This window comes from Marinilabilia salmonicolor JCM 21150 (assembly GCF_000259075.1).
Lineage (GTDB): Bacteria > Bacteroidota > Bacteroidia > Bacteroidales > Marinilabiliaceae > Marinilabilia > Marinilabilia salmonicolor.
In genome coordinates this window covers 1-18,255 of sequence record NZ_AJKI01000041.1, presented here as the reverse complement: position 1 = coordinate 18,255, position 18,255 = coordinate 1, and the positions used below count along the sequence as shown (strand labels likewise).

The 18,255-nt window shown below is 38.2% G+C and carries 11 protein-coding genes; all 11 read right to left on the bottom strand.

The features are described 5' to 3' along the window. Positions 1-33 precede the first annotated feature (33 nt). Positions 34-1,383 carry an alpha amylase family protein gene (locus W7W_RS0117215; RefSeq protein WP_036163390.1) on the bottom strand — a complete coding sequence of 450 codons (1,350 nt, stop codon included), beginning with the start codon at positions 1,381-1,383 and terminating at the stop codon, positions 34-36. A 28-nt stretch (positions 1,384-1,411) separates the two neighbouring features. Further along, the gene (locus W7W_RS23940; protein WP_394331624.1) at positions 1,412-1,933 is read right to left on the bottom strand and encodes a GDSL-type esterase/lipase family protein; all 522 of its coding nucleotides are present in this window, start codon (positions 1,931-1,933) and stop codon (positions 1,412-1,414) included. Continuing rightward, positions 1,897-2,121, bottom strand: a complete 225-nt coding sequence (locus W7W_RS23935; protein ID WP_010664910.1) for a hypothetical protein — start codon at positions 2,119-2,121, stop codon at positions 1,897-1,899. Before W7W_RS23935 ends, W7W_RS23940 begins: the two co-directional genes overlap by 37 nt. Before the next feature lie 231 nt (positions 2,122-2,352). Further along, positions 2,353-4,341, bottom strand: coding sequence for a glycoside hydrolase family 97 protein (locus W7W_RS0117200; protein WP_025007095.1), 1,989 nt, complete (start codon positions 4,339-4,341; stop codon positions 2,353-2,355). Between the two features lie 65 nt (positions 4,342-4,406). Further along, on the bottom strand, positions 4,407-6,077 hold the full coding sequence (locus W7W_RS0117195; RefSeq protein WP_010664908.1) for a glycoside hydrolase family 10 protein: 1,671 nt from the start codon (positions 6,075-6,077) through the stop codon (positions 4,407-4,409). A gap of 175 nt (positions 6,078-6,252) precedes the next feature. After that, positions 6,253-8,367 (bottom strand): glycoside hydrolase family 97 protein, encoded by a 2,115-nt coding sequence (locus W7W_RS0117190; protein WP_010664907.1) that lies wholly within the window; start codon positions 8,365-8,367, stop codon positions 6,253-6,255. Positions 8,368-9,092: 725 nt separating this feature from the next. After that, the gene (locus W7W_RS0117180) at positions 9,093-10,367 is read right to left on the bottom strand and encodes a 3-keto-disaccharide hydrolase (RefSeq protein ID WP_010664905.1); all 1,275 of its coding nucleotides are present in this window, start codon (positions 10,365-10,367) and stop codon (positions 9,093-9,095) included. A 266-nt stretch (positions 10,368-10,633) separates the two neighbouring features. Continuing rightward, positions 10,634-11,491 carry a sugar phosphate isomerase/epimerase family protein gene (locus W7W_RS0117175; protein WP_010664904.1) on the bottom strand — a complete coding sequence of 286 codons (858 nt, stop codon included), beginning with the start codon at positions 11,489-11,491 and terminating at the stop codon, positions 10,634-10,636. 84 nt (positions 11,492-11,575) lie between these two features. Next, positions 11,576-13,084, bottom strand: coding sequence for a Gfo/Idh/MocA family protein (locus tag W7W_RS0117170; RefSeq protein ID WP_010664903.1), 1,509 nt, complete (start codon positions 13,082-13,084; stop codon positions 11,576-11,578). Between the two features lie 204 nt (positions 13,085-13,288). Beyond that, entirely contained in the window at positions 13,289-14,881 is a 1,593-nt protein-coding gene (locus tag W7W_RS0117165) for a SusD/RagB family nutrient-binding outer membrane lipoprotein (RefSeq protein ID WP_010664902.1), read from the bottom strand. A gap of 11 nt (positions 14,882-14,892) precedes the next feature. Then, a complete protein-coding gene (locus W7W_RS0117160; RefSeq protein WP_010664901.1) occupies positions 14,893-17,958 on the bottom strand; it encodes a SusC/RagA family TonB-linked outer membrane protein in 3,066 nt (1,021 codons plus the stop codon). Between the last annotated feature and the right edge of the window lie 297 nt (positions 17,959-18,255).

Genomic DNA, 18,255 nt, shown 5'->3' with positions numbered 1-18,255 from the left:
TCTCTCTCAACTGCATTCACTATAATCAAAAGTTCAGTCGGTCTTTTTTTTATTTTTTGCTTCGGAGACAGCTTCTTCCAGTACCGACCACCAATCTTTATTAATTAAATGCACAATATCAAAAATCATTAGACCGTCGGTTGTGGAATAAGCCATCTTAACAGCCTCTTTAAACTGATCTTCATTTTGTTCATATTGCTCAACATACAGGCTGCCGGTTACAGGAACAGCATTTTTTACAACTTTATTGGCTAATTGAGCACTTCCCTCAACCGAATACCAATAATCTTTGCCTTCTCCCATAGCAGCTTCGCCTCGTTTCTCCATTGCTACTTCGTTCAGTTTTTCAACTTCTTCAATGGTGACTTCATAAAAGTACAGACCGGTCATATAAAGATCGAGCAGTTCTGCATATCCGTAGTCCTTGTAGTTTTCGGTTGCCCAATCGTAATCTTTCGAAGGGTCATACTTTTTACTGGCCCAGTTCACACCCAATTCATAATAAACCGGATACCACGCACCGGTATAAGTTCCAAAATGAATATCCGGATTAGCTCGTTTTGTTACTTCCCGCGCGTCTTCAAAAAAGTTGTAAATCACAGATGTTCGCCATTCAATCCATTTTTTAAAGTGTTTTCCGCGCTTCCACTCATATTCTCCATTCTCATCCTGTACCCAATAAAGTACGTCATCTGGAAAATCTTCTACTTCTACACCAGCATATTCTTCAAAAGTTTTTTTCGAAAACTGACTGAAATCCGAGGTAATACCATCATATCTCACTCTGTCAAGGACCAGTCCGTCAAGTTTCGGATATTTACTGACTACTTCCTCAATAATATTCAGCTGATATTTCTGAACATCGGGAAGTGCAGGATTTAACATGCCATTGTAATGCCATTTCATTTCTGAAATAGGGACAATGGAATCGCACCAATAGTTAATCGACTGCCACTCCGGATGATCTTCGTAAATAATTCCCCGGTTGTGGAAATTGTGTCCTCCGGCAAAAACATTCATGGAAGCATGCACACCAAGGCCCAGCTTTTCACTTTCCTCAATAAATATTCCCAACATATCATAATCCCTGCTTCTTTCAACGCCTTCCCACTCCCCCATATAAGGAGCATACTCACTATCATACAATGTCTCACCCATAATGGCTTTAACATCTACAACAACATCAGTAACACCAACTTCTTTAACTTTTTCCAGGTAATATTTAATAGAGTCGGGATAACTCAATCGCTCATAATTAGCTTCACAATCAAACCACATATAAACCGGCTTCTCATTAGCTGATGTAGAATCTGAAGAGCCGCACTTGACAAACAGTACCGAAGCTATTAGTATTATTACTAATTGAATATTTTTCAATTTCATAAATATTATATTAAAAACAATTCAACCATCATTTTCTTCCGCATTCACTCAAATAAGGCCTGACAACAGCTTTCCACAGTTGATATCCGGAAGGTTTCATGTGTAGCATATCGCCAAGAAACAGTTCTTTCTTAATATTTTGATTTTTGTCAACCATCAACTGACTGACATCTATATATTTTAAATGAGGTTTGCTCATACAAAATTCACGAACAAGCGTATTAGCTTCCTGATATTCGTCAGTCCATTCCTCCCTGGCAGGACTGGGCTTTGTTGAAACAAACGCTAGTTCTGTCCCTGGCAGAAAAATTTCCACCATACGGGTAAAGGTGATAACATCCTGAAGGTAAGCTTCGGGCGACATGCCGGAAGCAATATCATTATCGCCCTCGTACACAACAATCTGACATGGGTTGTACGGTCGAACTATATCCTCAAAATAATAGATGAGATCGGACATGTGAGACCCCCCAAAAGCCCTGTTAAAACCCTTATATTCAGGAAAATCACCCTTTAAAGATCGCCATCCTCTGAAAGATGAACTACCGATAAAAAGAATGCTGCTTTCTTCTGGAAAATTCTTCTGATCTTTTCTTTAAACTCCTTTATGTCATCATCCCAGAGAGAGGCACGTGAGTAACGTTCCTGGGCAAAAAGACCTGAACTCAGAATGAAAAGAACTACAAATAATGCAGTCATTTTCATTTCAATAAAACGGGCTGTATTACTTCCAATCATTATTCAAAAAAATGTAAGCATTAATAATTATTATTGTTCCTCTGCAGTTACAACCTGGTCAATCCCATTTTTCACCACATTCCACTGGTCTTTTTGTTTTAAATGAATCATATCAAACAAAAAGTTCATAATAAAATTTATTAAATATTGAAATAACATACTAATCTGTGATTTTCGTCCGTCCCATTAAAACTATTTCCTGCAACGCGTATGCTTAACAAAAAAGAATCTCTATTCAATCTCCTTAATTACGGCGGCCCAACCTCCTCCATTTTTCATATCAATAGGCAGGCGGGTATCGGAGTCCAACACCATAACTTTTCTCACATAATCATTCGCTGCTGTGTTAGCATTAATTCCATCAGCAAAAATTGTAGCTTCATATTTTTTATCTTTATCTAGGAATGAGAAATCCAATATTACTTGACGACCTGTCCAGTTAGTCATGGCTCCAACATACCAATTGCTTTCCTTCCGTCGTGCAATAGCGACATATTCGCCTGCCTCACCAGCTAATGGTACAGTAGCATCAAACACTGTAGGTACGGAAGCAATAAAATCTATGCTTTCAGGTTCTCTCAAATAGTCTGAAGGATTATCGCAAAGCATAGAAAATGGAGAATCATACACTATGTACATAGCCAACTGATGACATCGTGTTCCCTGACTCATTGGATCTTCATAAATAGACCTCCAGTTAACAAAATTGGCATTATCCATTGCACCGGGTGTATAATCCATCGGTCCGGCCAGCATCCGTATATAAGGAAGGGTTACATCATGACGTGGCATATCTTTATAATCGGTCCCTTTCATCTGTTCAAGCCCGTAAACCCCTTCAAATGTGAGAACGTTAGGGTAAGTACGCTGTAATCCGGTGGGCTTGTAGGAACCGTGAAATAATACAAATTGCTTACTTTCGGCAGCCTTACGAGCAGCCCGATAATAAAAATTAACCATTTTTTGGTCGTCCCGATCCATGAAATCAATCTTATAGCCTTTAATTCCCATGCGGGCATATTTTTCCATGACTTCGTCCATCTGCCGACTGAGCGGGAGCCAGCCAGCCCAAAGCACAATACCTACGCCCTTTCCCTTTGCATAATTCACTATCTCCTTTAGATCAATCTCTGGAATAGTTTTGAGTAGATTGGTACTTTCTGACCATCCTTCATCTAATATAACATACTCCACTCCTTTACTTGCAGCAAAATCAACATAATATTTATAGGTTGTTGTATTGATGCCCGCCTTGAAATCAACATCGTAAAGGTTCCATGCATTCCACCAATCCCAAGCAACCTTACCAGGCTTAATCCAAGAAGTATCCTCTACTCGTGAAGGGGCAGCAAGCTTATATACTAAATCATTATCCAGTAATTCATAATCGCTTTCAGCAACCGCAAAAACACGCCAGGGAAACACACGTTCACCCTCGGTATCAGCTATATAATCAGCTCTTTTAGTAACACGGGATTGCAAATTATTGTGTCCTCCCTGTTTTTCTTCAAGAGGATAATTTGCAAATTCAGGATCAAAACCATCTGCCTTCTCATTTACCTTGAAAAACATTCCTGGATAATCCTCCAGATCGGCCTCAGTAACGACAACCGATAGTCCGTTTTTAGTTTTAACCATCAAAGGAGATATAATCAAAGAGTCTGGTTGAATTTCTGACATTTTTAAAACATCATAAGTACTCTCAAAGGAGGTTTGGTAACGCCCATAAGGATAGTGAATATAAGGAACGAAAACTGTTTCTGCTCCAGGGAAAATAAATTGAGCTTTTTCTGTATTCACCACAATATCCTTTTCAAAGGAAGTTTTAAACCGATAAGCCACACCTTCATTGTAAGCCCGAAAAATAATTTTATAATTATTCTCAAACTCCAGGTGCAGTTCATTGTAATTATCTATTATTTCATACTTCCTATAAAGATTAGTTTTTATAATTTCATTTTCAGACTCAACAAAATATTTCCTCAATACAGGGTCTTTCCCAAGAACACCATTTTGCCCGAGGTCTAAAGCAACTGCCTGAGGTCCTGCAATACATCCTCCATTCATCGACAATATCCATGATATTTCTTCATCAATATTAACACTAACTTTTATGGAACCATCAGGAGATGTTACTTCATATGGCGAATTTGCTTCCAAGTTAAAAGGAAAAACCAATGCCCCGATAATAATAAGAAACCTCAAAAACGTCTTATTCATTTTCACAAAATTTATTATTTCCATTGAATCGCTTTAAAAATCAGATTTAACAACCGATTCAGCGATTATTGTTTAAAAAAAGCTCCCTTCTTCAAAGCATGAATATCCTTCTCTGATAAAGAATGCCATGAAAAAAGACATACCCCACCAGTCTTTTCCTCTCTTGATATTTCAATCTGTTCCAGTAAAACATGTGGCTTATAGCCCATAAAAGGTCCTAAACCAACAATCGGTTTTACACTTGTACCTTGAAGCTCATCCAACATATCCAGGGTAGCCTGACGCATTGCATTATTATCAAGGTGATAGTTCATTATAAACAATTCATCAATCATCCCTTTTTGTACCCAGCTACTCCAATCCTGCATTTTTTGAATTTTGCTTTGCTCCTTATCAGGAAACACATCGGTAGAAATGGGAAGATCGGGGAACTCAGAATTAAAAAGTTCATTAACCTGAGTTACGAAAGAGGTAATATTATTGGCTCTATAATCATTCCATGTTGACCATTCCGCGTCATCAGGCGTAATTTTCAAAATATCGAATCCATACTTCTTTTTTACTTCACTTTGACAATATTCACAATAACACATTCCCTTATCCCAGGGTATACTCAAAGAATACCTTATATAATCTAATTGTATTCCATCAATTTCATACTTACCTGCTACGTCCTTTAATACTCCTAATAAAAAATCATGCACTTCAGGCCGAGCGGGACATAGATAGCAAAATGCAGGTTCAAGAGTAGCATGTTTCTTCCCATTTCGAAATTCAGCAAGCCAATCTGATTTTTCTTTAACGACAGGGGAATCATCCCTACCAACAAAAAACATCTCGGCCCACGGGATTAACTGGATATTGTATTTTTCACATTCTTCCACCAAAATTTTCATTGGATCCCACCCATGAAACTGAGGCATTTGATGTAGAAGAGAATGATTCGGATATATCGCATAACCATTATATATTGTCTCAGGTAAGATGGCATTAAAACCGGCCTCTGCAATGCTTTCCACAGTAGCTCTGAGTCCTTCAGGAGTCTTGTCAGAAATTCTAATCCATACTCCTCTAAATTCATCCTTTCCCGAATAACTAAAAGTTCTATAGTAAAAATCAACAGCTATGTTTGATAATAAAGAACCAGCCTTTCTAATTTTCTTAGGCGCATTTTTCTTCTTATTCCTTATAAGTTCAGAATAACTTTTCCCTAATTGTTGGTTCACCCGTTTAATATCATCACTCCCAATAAAATCAATGTTTTTTTCCTTAATTCTCTTCAAACCCATTCTATAAAAAATTCTTGCTCTTCTGACATCTGCATTTTCCGAATATGAATAGTGAAGAAACTCATTTTTAAGTTCCACTTTCATCCCTATTTTAAGAGTATCATTAATCCACTTTGATGATTCCCCGTTACCAGATATTACAAATCCATTTTGGGGTATTTCACTATCATTATGACCTATGCTTACAATTATTCCATCTTTTACAATGGCTTCAACACCCCATTCATTTGTTTCTGTTCTTTTACCGTAATCAGGTGTATAAATAATTAAATCGTTTCCTCCTCTACCCCCAGGATACGATCCGGTTTCTGGATTCAATCCGGTAAATTTTTTCTCTCCTTTTTCTTCAGTCACAGGACTGCCAAGATCATCTGTCAACCAACTCTCATTATTACTACAAGCAAAGGATAACAACGAAATACATAATATGATAAAATATTTTCCCATTTTTTATTATAATTAAATTAAGATCAATGTTTATAAAACCTTTAAAAAGCCTTTACTGTCAATTTTCACCCTCGTATCTATCTATACCTGATTTTATCTCATCCCACAAATCATTTTTAATAATCTGAACAATATCAAAGATTGTTTTATGAAATAATAACTGCAGTCAACTTCCTTAATTATGATTATATTTAAACACGCTAATTGCAATACCTCCGCCAGGTGCAAGTCTTATAGGTAATACAGTATCTGAATCAACCACTGCTTCTTCAATGGCAAAATCCGTTGGATTTTTTTTCCAATGGGCACCCATCCCATCTTTGTATATAGTTGCCTTAAAAGTTTCACCTTCGGGAAGAAAATCGAAAGAAAGTTCCATTTCCCTGGCACTTTCGTTCGTAATGGCTCCTATAAACCAATCACCGGTGTCACGCTCTTCACGGGCAATAACAACATATTCACCCACTTCACCATCTATAACTTTTGTTTGTTCCCAATCAATTCCGACATCACGAATAAACTGAAATGCAGCATGATCTTGATAATTTTCGGGTAAATCTGCAGCCATTTGTATTGGACTATATAACACTACATACAATGCCAACTGTTTCGCAATAGTTGTATTAACCTGATTGTTGAGCTTGTAAGGGTTAAGTTTAATATTGAAAATCCCAGGAGTAAAATCTATAGGCCCTGATAACATCCTTGTAAAAGCAACAGTAGGTAAATGCGACGGCAAATTTCCTCCATCAGTAGCCCACGCATTAAACTCCTGCCCCCTTAATCCTTCACGTGAAATAATATTTGGATATGTTCTACGTTTACCGGTAGCCTTTATTGGCTCATGAGCATTCACAGCGACATTGTATTTGGCAGCAGTCTCAATTACTTTTTGATAATGATTTACCATCCATTGTCCATGATGATATTCACCCTCAGGAATAATGTTTCCTACGTACCCGGTTTTCACTGTATGCAAATCAAGACTCTGCATTAGTGAAAAAGCGGTATCGAGTTGTTGTTCATAGGTTCTTGGTGCAGCAGACGTTTCATGGTGCATCATAATTTCAACATCTTTTTGCTTTCCATAGCGAACCAACTTCTGTAAATCATAATCGGAATAAGGGGTAACAAAATCAAATACACCTTCTCGATCAGGAAACCCGCACCAGTGGTTCCAACCTGTGTTCCATCCCTCTATAAGAAGTGCACCAATCCCATTTTCTGATGCAAAATCAATATATTGTTTGACGTTTTCAGTTCTTGCACCATGTTTTACCATCGAATCATTGCTTCCGGTTTTTTCCCTGGAATTCATATACCACGTAGATTTACCAATGTGCATCTCCCACCAGATACCCATATATTTCGTAGGCTTGAACCATGAAACGTCTCCTATTTTGTTAGAGTCGTTCAAATTCATATAAATATCAGAACCTTCAATAAGTCCGCCCGCAGATTCTGAAACCTGAACAACACGCCAAGGTGTTTCAAAGGGCATGTTCCTTTTCACTTTATATCCCAGTCGTTTCGAACCAACCAATTCGCTCACAAAGCCATCTTTGCTTTCATTAAGCTTCAAAGTCATACCGGCATAATTAGTTAAATCAGCCTCATGTATACTCAGATATACACCACCGTTTGTTTTCATCGTCACAGGAGTGTTCACTGCATTGTAGGGAATATAGGTTTGCCCAAGATCAGGATGGTTTCGCTTTGATATAGCATCGATTTCTGAAACTTTTGTTTTATTGTAATGATGCTCGTAGATTTCCCAATCCCCGGGAATCCACCAGGTTGTATGATCTCCAGTTAAATTAAACTCTGTCATCTCATCTAAAATAACAACATCTCCCAACATATTTTCTTGTTCAGGGAATTCATATCTGAAAGCAAACCCTTCGTTAAAAACCCGGAAGAAAATTTTCAATTTTCTGTTAGGTGCTTTTTGTTCCTTCAATGAAACAATCATCTCATTGTAATGATTAACAACTTCTCTCTTTTCACCCCATTGGGTTTCCCATATATTATTATGCGAACTATGTTTAACAGATATAATTTTCATATCCTTTTGAAATACTGACATATCCTTAAACTCAAATCCCAAAAAAGAGGGAGCTATCACCTGCTCATTATGTAAGGAAGCTTGATAAAATGGGATTCCACCACTAGTTAATTGAAAAGAAACAGTAAGATTTCTATTAGGTGATCTTAAAGTGGAATTTTGTGATTTATTACATCCACTAAAAAATAATAGAACAAAAACAAAAATGGAAATTAATTTGGCCATATCAAATTGTTATTATTACAAACTGTTGTCTCAGAAAAAATTACTAGACAAAGACAACCCAACATCAATTAATTAAAACCAGGTCCACAAATTGTCGTCAACTCATAGGAAATGACTCCTGTGTTACGACACATAGAATGAATATTACCAATAAAAAGAAGTTCCAATGTCTCTTTCTATCACCCTGGCATACAACTGCACTCATAAAGAAAAATAACACCCTGCTTTTTCTCTGATGCCTTAATTTTAAACCGCTTCTTCTTTTCTAATAAAAGATCAAATTCTCTTTTGCTACCCTTGTAGCATTAATTACCTTTTATTATCTCTAAAGCCTGCTTAAAAACAAGTTTTTAAAATTTTTATTTAACACCCCACTATTAAAAATAAATCAAAAACACCAGGATTAGATCAAATTCTTAACTTGAAATATAAGATTCTGCACCATTGCCTGTTCAATAAGAGAAGAAGTACAAGTTTTTTTTAAGCCACTATAAAGCATATAAGCATTTGCAAAACAAAAAGCACAAAAACCGGCCTCCTGACTGGAACTCGGCAATCCCAAAAAACAGGAATAACCTTTATAGTTGGGTCCAATTATAGGCCCCCCAATCAATAGAAGTATGATTTCTTTAAACCTTGCCAAAAAAAACTAATAATTTCTTAATAATTCTATCTGATCTAACAATATAAGAATAGGGAACTAATACATTAAGTTAAAGCAGCACCTAATTCCTCCTATCATCCCCTAATTCCTCAAGTTTAATATTCCGGAACATTATTTTAATATCGGCGTTGGAATGAATTTGCAAAGCAATTCGTCCCACTCCCTGACCAATTTTATCATCTTCTAGCTCTATCATTTGTTTTCCATTAAGCCAGGTGTTTATTTTTGAATCATTTAGCTTAACCCGGAGGGTATTCCATTCCCCGTAATTCAGAATTTCTTCCTTTTCTTCAGGGATCTGAATGAGCCATCCGCGGCCATACGATTCATAAACACCACCGGTATCATTTCCGGGAGGGGCAATTTCAACCTGCCATCCTGATATTTTTGTGTCTTCCAGCAGACTTCTGAAAAACAATCCACTATTGCCGTCTCTTATTTGTTTGAATTCCAAGGAGAGGTCGAAATCATCATAATATCGACGAGTTGCCAGGTAACCATATTCCTTATCAGGACCGTTTTCTGCAATGATGACACCATCTTTCACATACCATTTTTCATTGCCATATTTTTCCCATCCATCAAGATTTTTGCCGTTGAAAAGATTATAAGATTCATGTTTGTCGGGTAGTTCTTTAATTTTAATATTTTTAAACCATGTTTTGCTACCGTGATCCTGCAAACAGATGTGTCCTTTTTGTGCCAAGCCATATTCAGGAGCACTTTTCCATTTTCCACTGTTTTTGAGTTCAAACCATTTATCCGTCCATGCTTCAAACTCTACAATTTTTGCCCCATTAAGCCAGTGTTCTACATGACCGTTGTCAAAGACAATACGGGAAGTATTCCATTCTCCTGCATTTTTGATAATTTTTTTGTCCGGATCGGCTATGTGCATGGCATAATCGGCACCTGTCATCTGCCAATCGGCCAGTTCCTGTGGAAAGTCAAAATCATCAATCATTTGATATTCCGGACCAGTGAGGTAGGGAGCGCCAAATTTTTCGTTTTCAATAACGTGATACATAACACCACTGTTCCCATAAGATTCAATCTTCCACTCCCACTTAAGTTCAAAATTTTTGTATTTCTGATTAGAAACAATATCCCCGCCAATGTCACCACCTTCCCCAAGAGCCACAAGACACTGGTCTTCAACGACCCAACCCAGCACACTATCGTTCCCGTTAAATTTATGCCAACCATTGGTTGTAGATCCGTCAAAGAGAAGTTGCCAGCCATCTTTTTTATCTTCCTTCGAAAGCTGATTTTGTGGTTGATTGCAGCTTACCAATAAAGGTAATACCCCAAAAAATAAAATTATATACTTATTCATGAACCAAAATTTATAATTGTGAAAATTTTTATTTTTATACCTGCTACATCTATTGCTCTATCTTACTTCACAGCAATAAATCAATTACCACCCGAAACGAACTAAAATAATCTTATACTTTAATTCTAAAGATTTAACCTGCCTTATACATTAAGACATGTAAGATATAAACAGGATGAAAGCCTGATAGCAATAGCTTGGGGCAAGGCCCTGATTTTTGAGGTAATCCCCACGCCCGCACTCATTATTGTCTTTTTGTAGCGTAACTACTTCAAAATATCTTTTTCTTTTAATTCATTAAAGTACCGGATGCTTTTTCTTATGTCGGGAACAGATTTCATCCAGTTGTGCTCATACTCGATTGAAAAAACTCCCTCAAACTTCTGCCTTTTAAGTTCGTTAAGCATTCCTTTCAAATCTAGCGCCCCTGTTCCCCATATAACATCATGACGCTCTCCTTCTGTTTCTTCTTTTATATCTTTAAAATGCAGAGATTTTATTTTTCCTTCAACCTTTTTTAAACACTCTACGGGGTCTAACCCCATTCGTGCCCAGTGACCAACATCGGCACACACACCAATACGATTGCTCAACCCTTTCGTAGCTTCGAGAAACAATTCGGGTTTCCAGTAATTTGAAGGTTTCGGGTGGTTATGAATGGCCACATCGATTTTGTATTTGTTAGCCATCTTATCCACATATTTCAAATGTCCATATTCAGGCTCACAAGTAATAATTTCAATTTCCATGGCGTCAGCAAATTCGAAAAGCTGTTTCCATTCACCTTTGTCTTTGCAAATAATCACACCACTGGCAATAATTTTTACGCCTTTCGATTTTGCATACTTCTGTACCTGTTTACGAGTCTTCTTATCCATTCGGAAATCCATGGTACCTTTCATGCCTTCGCCAAGAGGCTGGCCGTAATAGACTTCTATGTAATCCAGTCCCAACTGGCGTGTTTTGTCAACAGCTTCCTGAAAAGTAAATTTATGGAATGTGTAGCTTTGGACTCCGAGTTTTAAGCCGGTTTTTTCCACCTTATCTTTTTGGGCAAAAATATTTATCGACAAGATGACAGCTGCAAGCATCAGGAAAATCTTATAAAATGTATTTCTCATCATTACAATATTTTTTTTGTGATCGAGTGACAATCCTTTTTAAGGTGGAGGACCTGTTTTGCTACAGCACTCCTCTCTTAAAACTATCTAATCTACAGGCATATTTGGCAATGACCAACCATTCCGATAAGTATGCTTAACCCATTCCTCTGCCATACTTTTGGCATTAAACTCAGCATATTCTCTTTGAAATTTAGGATCACCGTCAATTACTTCAAATTTATCTTTGGTAACAATTTTAAGTTTGTCTGAATCAGAGATGTTCGTAAATCGCATGTTTTCACCGTCCCAGTCTAAAATCCGATTTAACCCCTGAAGTCTGACTGCAAGAACACCCATTACAACCATTTCGTTAAGGGGACCGGAATAGGCAAAATTGGCACTAGTTTCCAACCTACTATCCGCTGGCTCTTTACAGGCCCGAATCCAATCACGTTCATGTGCACCACTCCAAGGCCCATTTTCTGAGCCAGGGATACGGCGCAGCACAGGCTTTGGCTCTTCAAAATCGTCCATCTTGGAATAAGGCAACAATGTTGGATTCATTCCATAATAACTTGTCATAATTTTCCCTTTCGTACCGACAAACAATAAACCTCCACCACTATCTTTACCAAGCACTTCGCCGTCTAAAAGTTCAATCGGACGACGCGGCAACAGACCGCCATCATACCACGTTACTTTCACTTCAGGCATATTAACATTAGGCATACTTTCTCTAGCCGGAAAAGTATACTCTACAATTTCGGCATGTGGAGCACTTTCAATATTAACAAGTGTAGAAGACCCCTCAACTTTAGTAGGATACTTCAATTTCAAAGCCCAAAATACCGGATCAAGAACATGACACGCCATATCTCCAAGTGCACCTGTTCCAAAATCCCACCAACCACGCCAATTCCATGGAGTATATGAGGAATGATAAGGACGATACTTCGCTGGTCCTAAAAACAAATCCCAGTCAAGAGTACCCGGAACATTCATCTTTTCAACTGGACGTTGAAGACCCTGTGGCCAGATTGGGCGATCAGTCCATGCATGAACTTCGGTAACTTCACCAATAGCTCCAGACCAAATCCATTCACATACTCTGCGAATATCAACATAAGAGTTTCCCTGATTCCCCATCTGTGTAGCAACACCATATTTTTTAGCGAGTTTGGACAACAGACGTGATTCATAAACCGAGTGAGTTAGAGGCTTTTGAGTATAAACATGTTTTCCAAGCGTCATGGCATGTGCTGTAATCCCAGCATGAGTATGATCGGGAGTAGCAACCATTACGGCATCAATGGAATCTCCCATTTTTTCAAACATTTTTCTCCAGTCCTTAAATCTTTCGGCTTTGGGATAATCTTTGAATGTTTTTCCGGCATAATTCCAGTCAACATCACATAATGCAACGATATTTTCTCCACTCATGTTGCGTAGATTGTTCCTACCCATTCCTCCAATTCCAATTCCGGCAATGTTTAATTTATCACTAGGAGGCACATGACCAAAACGTCTTCCCAAAACCGACCCCGGAACAATAGTAAGACCAGCACCTGCAACTGCTGCAGTTTTTACAAATTTCCTCCTGCCTATATCTACCATAATAATAATTGTATTAAAAAAACACTACTAATCGAACTGTAGCACCTCCCTTGCAATATTTTACTTAACAAGAGAATGTCCTATTTAGTCTTTGCAAGAAAACACCAACTACTTCGTTATTCCAAAACCTCGTATTTGGCGCTTTCTTATCAAAGACTGCAAAAAAAGCTTAGTTTTCTTGCTAGCACTATTTATTAAAAATCATTAATTGTACCTTCCTGTATCCCACCAAACTCGAACATCAGGACCATCTCCTTGTCCTTCATTAAGAGATCCGGATGTAGCATTTTCAGTATTTTCTTCGCGTTCTTTATCAACATACCGGAGTTTTTTTATGAATTCTCCGTTGTTTGGATTAATTGACGAATTCTCACTTTGAACAATCGGTATTAATTCAGGATATCCAGTTCTCCTGAATTCAGCCCAGGCTTCATTCCCATTTGGCAACAAGGAGATCCATTTCTGTGTGATGATTTTTTCCAGCTTTGATTCAAACTCTGCTGCATCGTCCCATGCAACAGAACCGGTAGTAATGTAAGTCTGATCATTTTCAGTCGAATAAAGACTTGGATCTACTTCGTGTCGAGCTTCCTCAAAAGATGCGCGTATTCCATCTTCATAGTTGGTTTGTGCATTCCCTGCATTGTTCCACCCTCTGATAGCAGCTTCAGCTTTAAGGAAACAAACTTCTGAAAAACGCATGGTATAGAAAGGATAAGCCCTAAACCCACTGGGTTTTCCTTGCCCCGAATTCCATTCCGGTGCCCACAGAAGCCCCCAAATATTAGAATTTTCAGCGGGGGTATTTCCGGTCTCAGATAATTGATTGGATGGCAATCCATTGCGAATACCTTTAAATTCCGGAGACTCTGTACCCCAAGTATCCTCTGTTACACCCCAATAAAACTCCATACGAGGATCGTAAACCGTACTAAGTTCTTTATATGCTTCTTCCAAAGTAGAGCTCATTCTGAATTCATTCCAGTAGCACACGGTGTAAAGAGGATGACCGATACCGGAATTGTCGTCAACGCTTGTTTCCAGCCCGGCATTATCTCCTACAGAAGTAAAAAGTTCCCCGTTAAGAGCAGCTTCTCCTTCTTGTTTTGCTTTGTCAGGATCAACAAATGAGAGGCGAAGAGCATAGCGAAGACGAAGAGAGTTCCCCAGTTTAATCCATTTATTCACATCTCCTCCATAAATAATATCCTGTGCCCCATAATTCATTTGTTCTGTTTCGAAACCAGTAGATAGTGCCTCGGTGGCTCCCCTTAATTCATCAAAGATGCTGTAATAAATATCTTTTTGTGCATCATAGGCCGGCTTTTCTGTTCCACGGCTTGCCTCACTATAAGGAACATCGCCAAACAAATCGGTTGTACGTGCCGTCCCAATAGCAGCAACAATACGGGCAATATGATACATTTGCTCATATTTTGGCGTTTCTTTCGCCATTTGTTTTATGTCAAGCAGATTCTTTAAAACAAAGGTATAATAGGGCGTCCAATAAGCGCTTGTAACCCAGCTATTATTATACTCATAGCGCCCAGAAGAAAAAGATGAAGCTGTATTACTCATCCATTGAACATACAAATTTGCATGAAGGTTCTCTCCCATCTGGTAGTTAGCATATCCACTATTGACGGCTTCGCGTTCCATCTTTGGCAACAGCAAACTGGGATTAATTTCTGTTGCCGCATTGGGATTTGTGTTCATCTCATCAAAATCGTCAGTACACCCGACAGATACGATAAGCAGTCCAATGAATATCTGAAAAAATTTAAAAATTTTTTTCATCGTTCAATTTTTTAAAATGTTAAATTAATGTTGAAACCAATGTTATATGATGGGGGCAAAGAGTTGAGTTCAAATGCCTGGGCCCAGTCCTGCTGGCTGGAAGCTCCTTCAGGATTAGTTCCCGGCGTGTGTCGAACCAAATAGAACAGATCGCGTCCTACCAATGAGAATTTTGCCGCCTTCAGGAAAGATATTCTTTCCAACAATGATTCAGGTATTCTGTAACCCAGAGAGATTTCTCTGACTTTTGCATAAGAGGCATCATATATAAAAGCTTCACCAATTCCATATGGACCTCCTACAGATGCCCAGTATTCCTCAGCGGTAACTTCTTGCGTATTTCGCACACCAGTAGAAGAAAGTACACCGTCAACAACCATTCCATCCCTGCCTTCGAGAGTGCGTTCTGAAGTACCAGCCTGCGTCGCAAGCGCATCTGTAACAGAAAGTATATCGCCACCTGATCGAATATCAATAAGTATTTTTAATGAAAGATCTTTGTATGCTAAACTTGAAGTAACAGCTCCTGTCCAATCAGGCATCATATTCCCCACCTTCACATACTCTGATGTTGCAATGGGAAGTCCGTTATCACTAACAAGAATATTTCCTTCATCATCCCGTTCAAATGCTTTACTCTTAATATCGCCGAATTTTCCACCTTCCTCAACAACAACTCGCCCAATTCGCATCTCTCCAAGGGTATGCGATTTTACATCCTCATCCAACTCAATACATTCAGTCGTATTGGTACCCCAGTTAAAGTTAAGGTCCCATTGCCAGTCTTTAGTTTTTACAGGCACTGCATTTAACATAACCTCAAGCCCACTACTTTCAATTTCACCTGCATTGATAAATTTACTGGTATAACCAGTAGAATGAGGTGTATCCAATGTCAATATCTGGTTGACTGTATTGGAAGTATAATAAGTCATATCAAATCCCAAACGATTTTTGAACATCCTGAAGTCAAATCCTGTTTCCCATGATTTTGTTTCTTCCGGTTTCAAATCATAGAAGGGTTGAGTATTGGGCAGGGTTGCAGAAATAAGGTTTCCGTTAATTTTTCCGAAGCTATACACCTGTGATAATCTATACGGATCAGTATCATTACCAACTTGTGCCCATGAACCACGTACTTTTAAGAAATCAATTGATTCAGGCAATTCAACCATATCTGAAACGATTCCACTTAAATTAAATGAAGGATAAAAATAAGAACGGTGCTTGGCCGGGAGAGTAGATGACCAGTCATTTCTTCCTGTTACATCCAAAAACAGAAGATTCTTATAGCCCAATTGTAGATTACCCAAAACAGATTGTATCTCTTTTTCAGAAGAGTATTCACCAGCAGATTGACTCGAACCGTTTGATAATTTATTAAATCCGTAAATAACAAGAGTCCCGGAGCTTCCACTTAAGGATTCATATTTTCTGTTCATAACAGCCGCCCCAAGATTGGAGTTTAGCGAAAAGTCATTGAATGTTTTGTTAATTTTTAGCATAACATCTGAATTGACTTCTTTTATTTGGATTTCTGAGCGACTACGCATAGGATTATCCCCGCTTACACTTTTTATCCCGTAAAACCCACCGTGATCCTGCAAAAAGTCTATGCCTGTTTTTCCGGCAATCGAAAGCCAGTTGGTAATTTCAAAAGAAGAGTTTACAACACCCATAATTCGGTCTCTCTTGTCCGCAGAACATCTTTTCTCAGTAATAAAACTATAAGGGCTAAGATGCTCATTACTTGGTCCTGACCAATTCATAGGAACATCCTCAACTGTCATATTATCCTGAAGATCCTGAATACGAATATTCGGAGGCATTTTTGTAAACTGCTGCATCATTCCATATTCCCCCAAAGCAACCCTATTCCTGGTTTCTTGGTGTGTATAAGTTCCTTTTACATCAACTGTAAGACGATTGTATTTAAAGTTGGAACTAAAATCGAAATATTTTCTGTCAATGCTATTGTTACGCGTAATACCGTCAATCTGTGTATCTGTAAAAGCAAACCGTCCTGCAATATTTTCTCCGCCTCCCTTTACTGAAACAGAATTAGTAGCACTCAAGCCTGTTCTAAAAAAATCTTTTACACGCCCTTTTTGCGACTCCATGGCGTAAGAACCAACCTCACGATCGTAAAAATGATCACGCCAGTTTTCAATACTCTGTCCATTCATTTTTGGACCCCAAGCCTCAGTGGAAGAAATGTCAAAGTTCCCGGCATTACCCTGCCCATATTCCCACTGAAAATCATAACCATCAAAAATTTTTGTCCATGTGTAATTACCATTGTAATTAACCTCAATAGATTCATTATGCTCTCCCCTCTTGGTAGTAACAACTATCGCTCCGTTTTGAGCACGTGAACCATAAAGAGCAGCAGCATTTGGTCCCTTCAAAACGGAAATACTTTCGATATCATCTGGATTTATTTCCGATGCAGCAGTAGCAACATCCGAACCACCCCATTGATCAAAACTCCCACCATATGAATTATCTACAGGTACGCCATCCACTATCCACAAAGGTTGATTATTCCCACTCAATGAATTTAATCCACGAATATCCACACGTGTAGATCCACCGGTTCCACTTGAAGATTGTGCAATGGAAACACCGGCAATTTTTCCCTGAAGCATATTGGATACATTTTCGGAACGAACCTCATTGAAATCTTCAGTTTTTACTTCCTGCATAGAATAACCAAGTGTTTTCTTTTCACGTTTAATCCCCAACGCTGTAACTACAACTTCACCTAATTCAGTAAGCGTTTCCTGAAGAGCAACATCAACAATAGTACGGTTATCTACGACAACCTCCATATCCTCGAACCCGATAAAAGAAAACACCAGTACGGTATTTCCATCTGACACTTCGATCGAGTAATTACCATCAATATCAGTAATTACACCGTTCGAAGTTCCTTTTTCTACGATGTTGACACCTATTAACGGTTCATTTTTTGTGTCAACTACTTTTCCAGAAACATGATGCTGGGCAACCAACCCCTGAGCACCAAGCAAAGAAAAGAGCATTAAAAAACAACAATACAAATACAGCTTTTTCATGACTAAATTTTTTAATTGTGCTGTTAAACAAAACTGATTAAGAATATTAAAATTATTTTTATAGTTATCACACATATGTATAGCCTGTTAAAAGGCAAAATTACATCCACTGAAAACAACGGAACTTAAAGAAGCATATTTCAAAGTACCATCAGTACTCATTGACTTAAGAGAAGTTTGACTTCCTTGCCAAAGAAGCCCGCTTGCCATAACCAGCATCAACGTAAGCATCGTGGAATCCTTGAAAGCCATTTACATTCCTTCGACTCATTTTTTCTCTTAAAAAAAAAAAAAAAA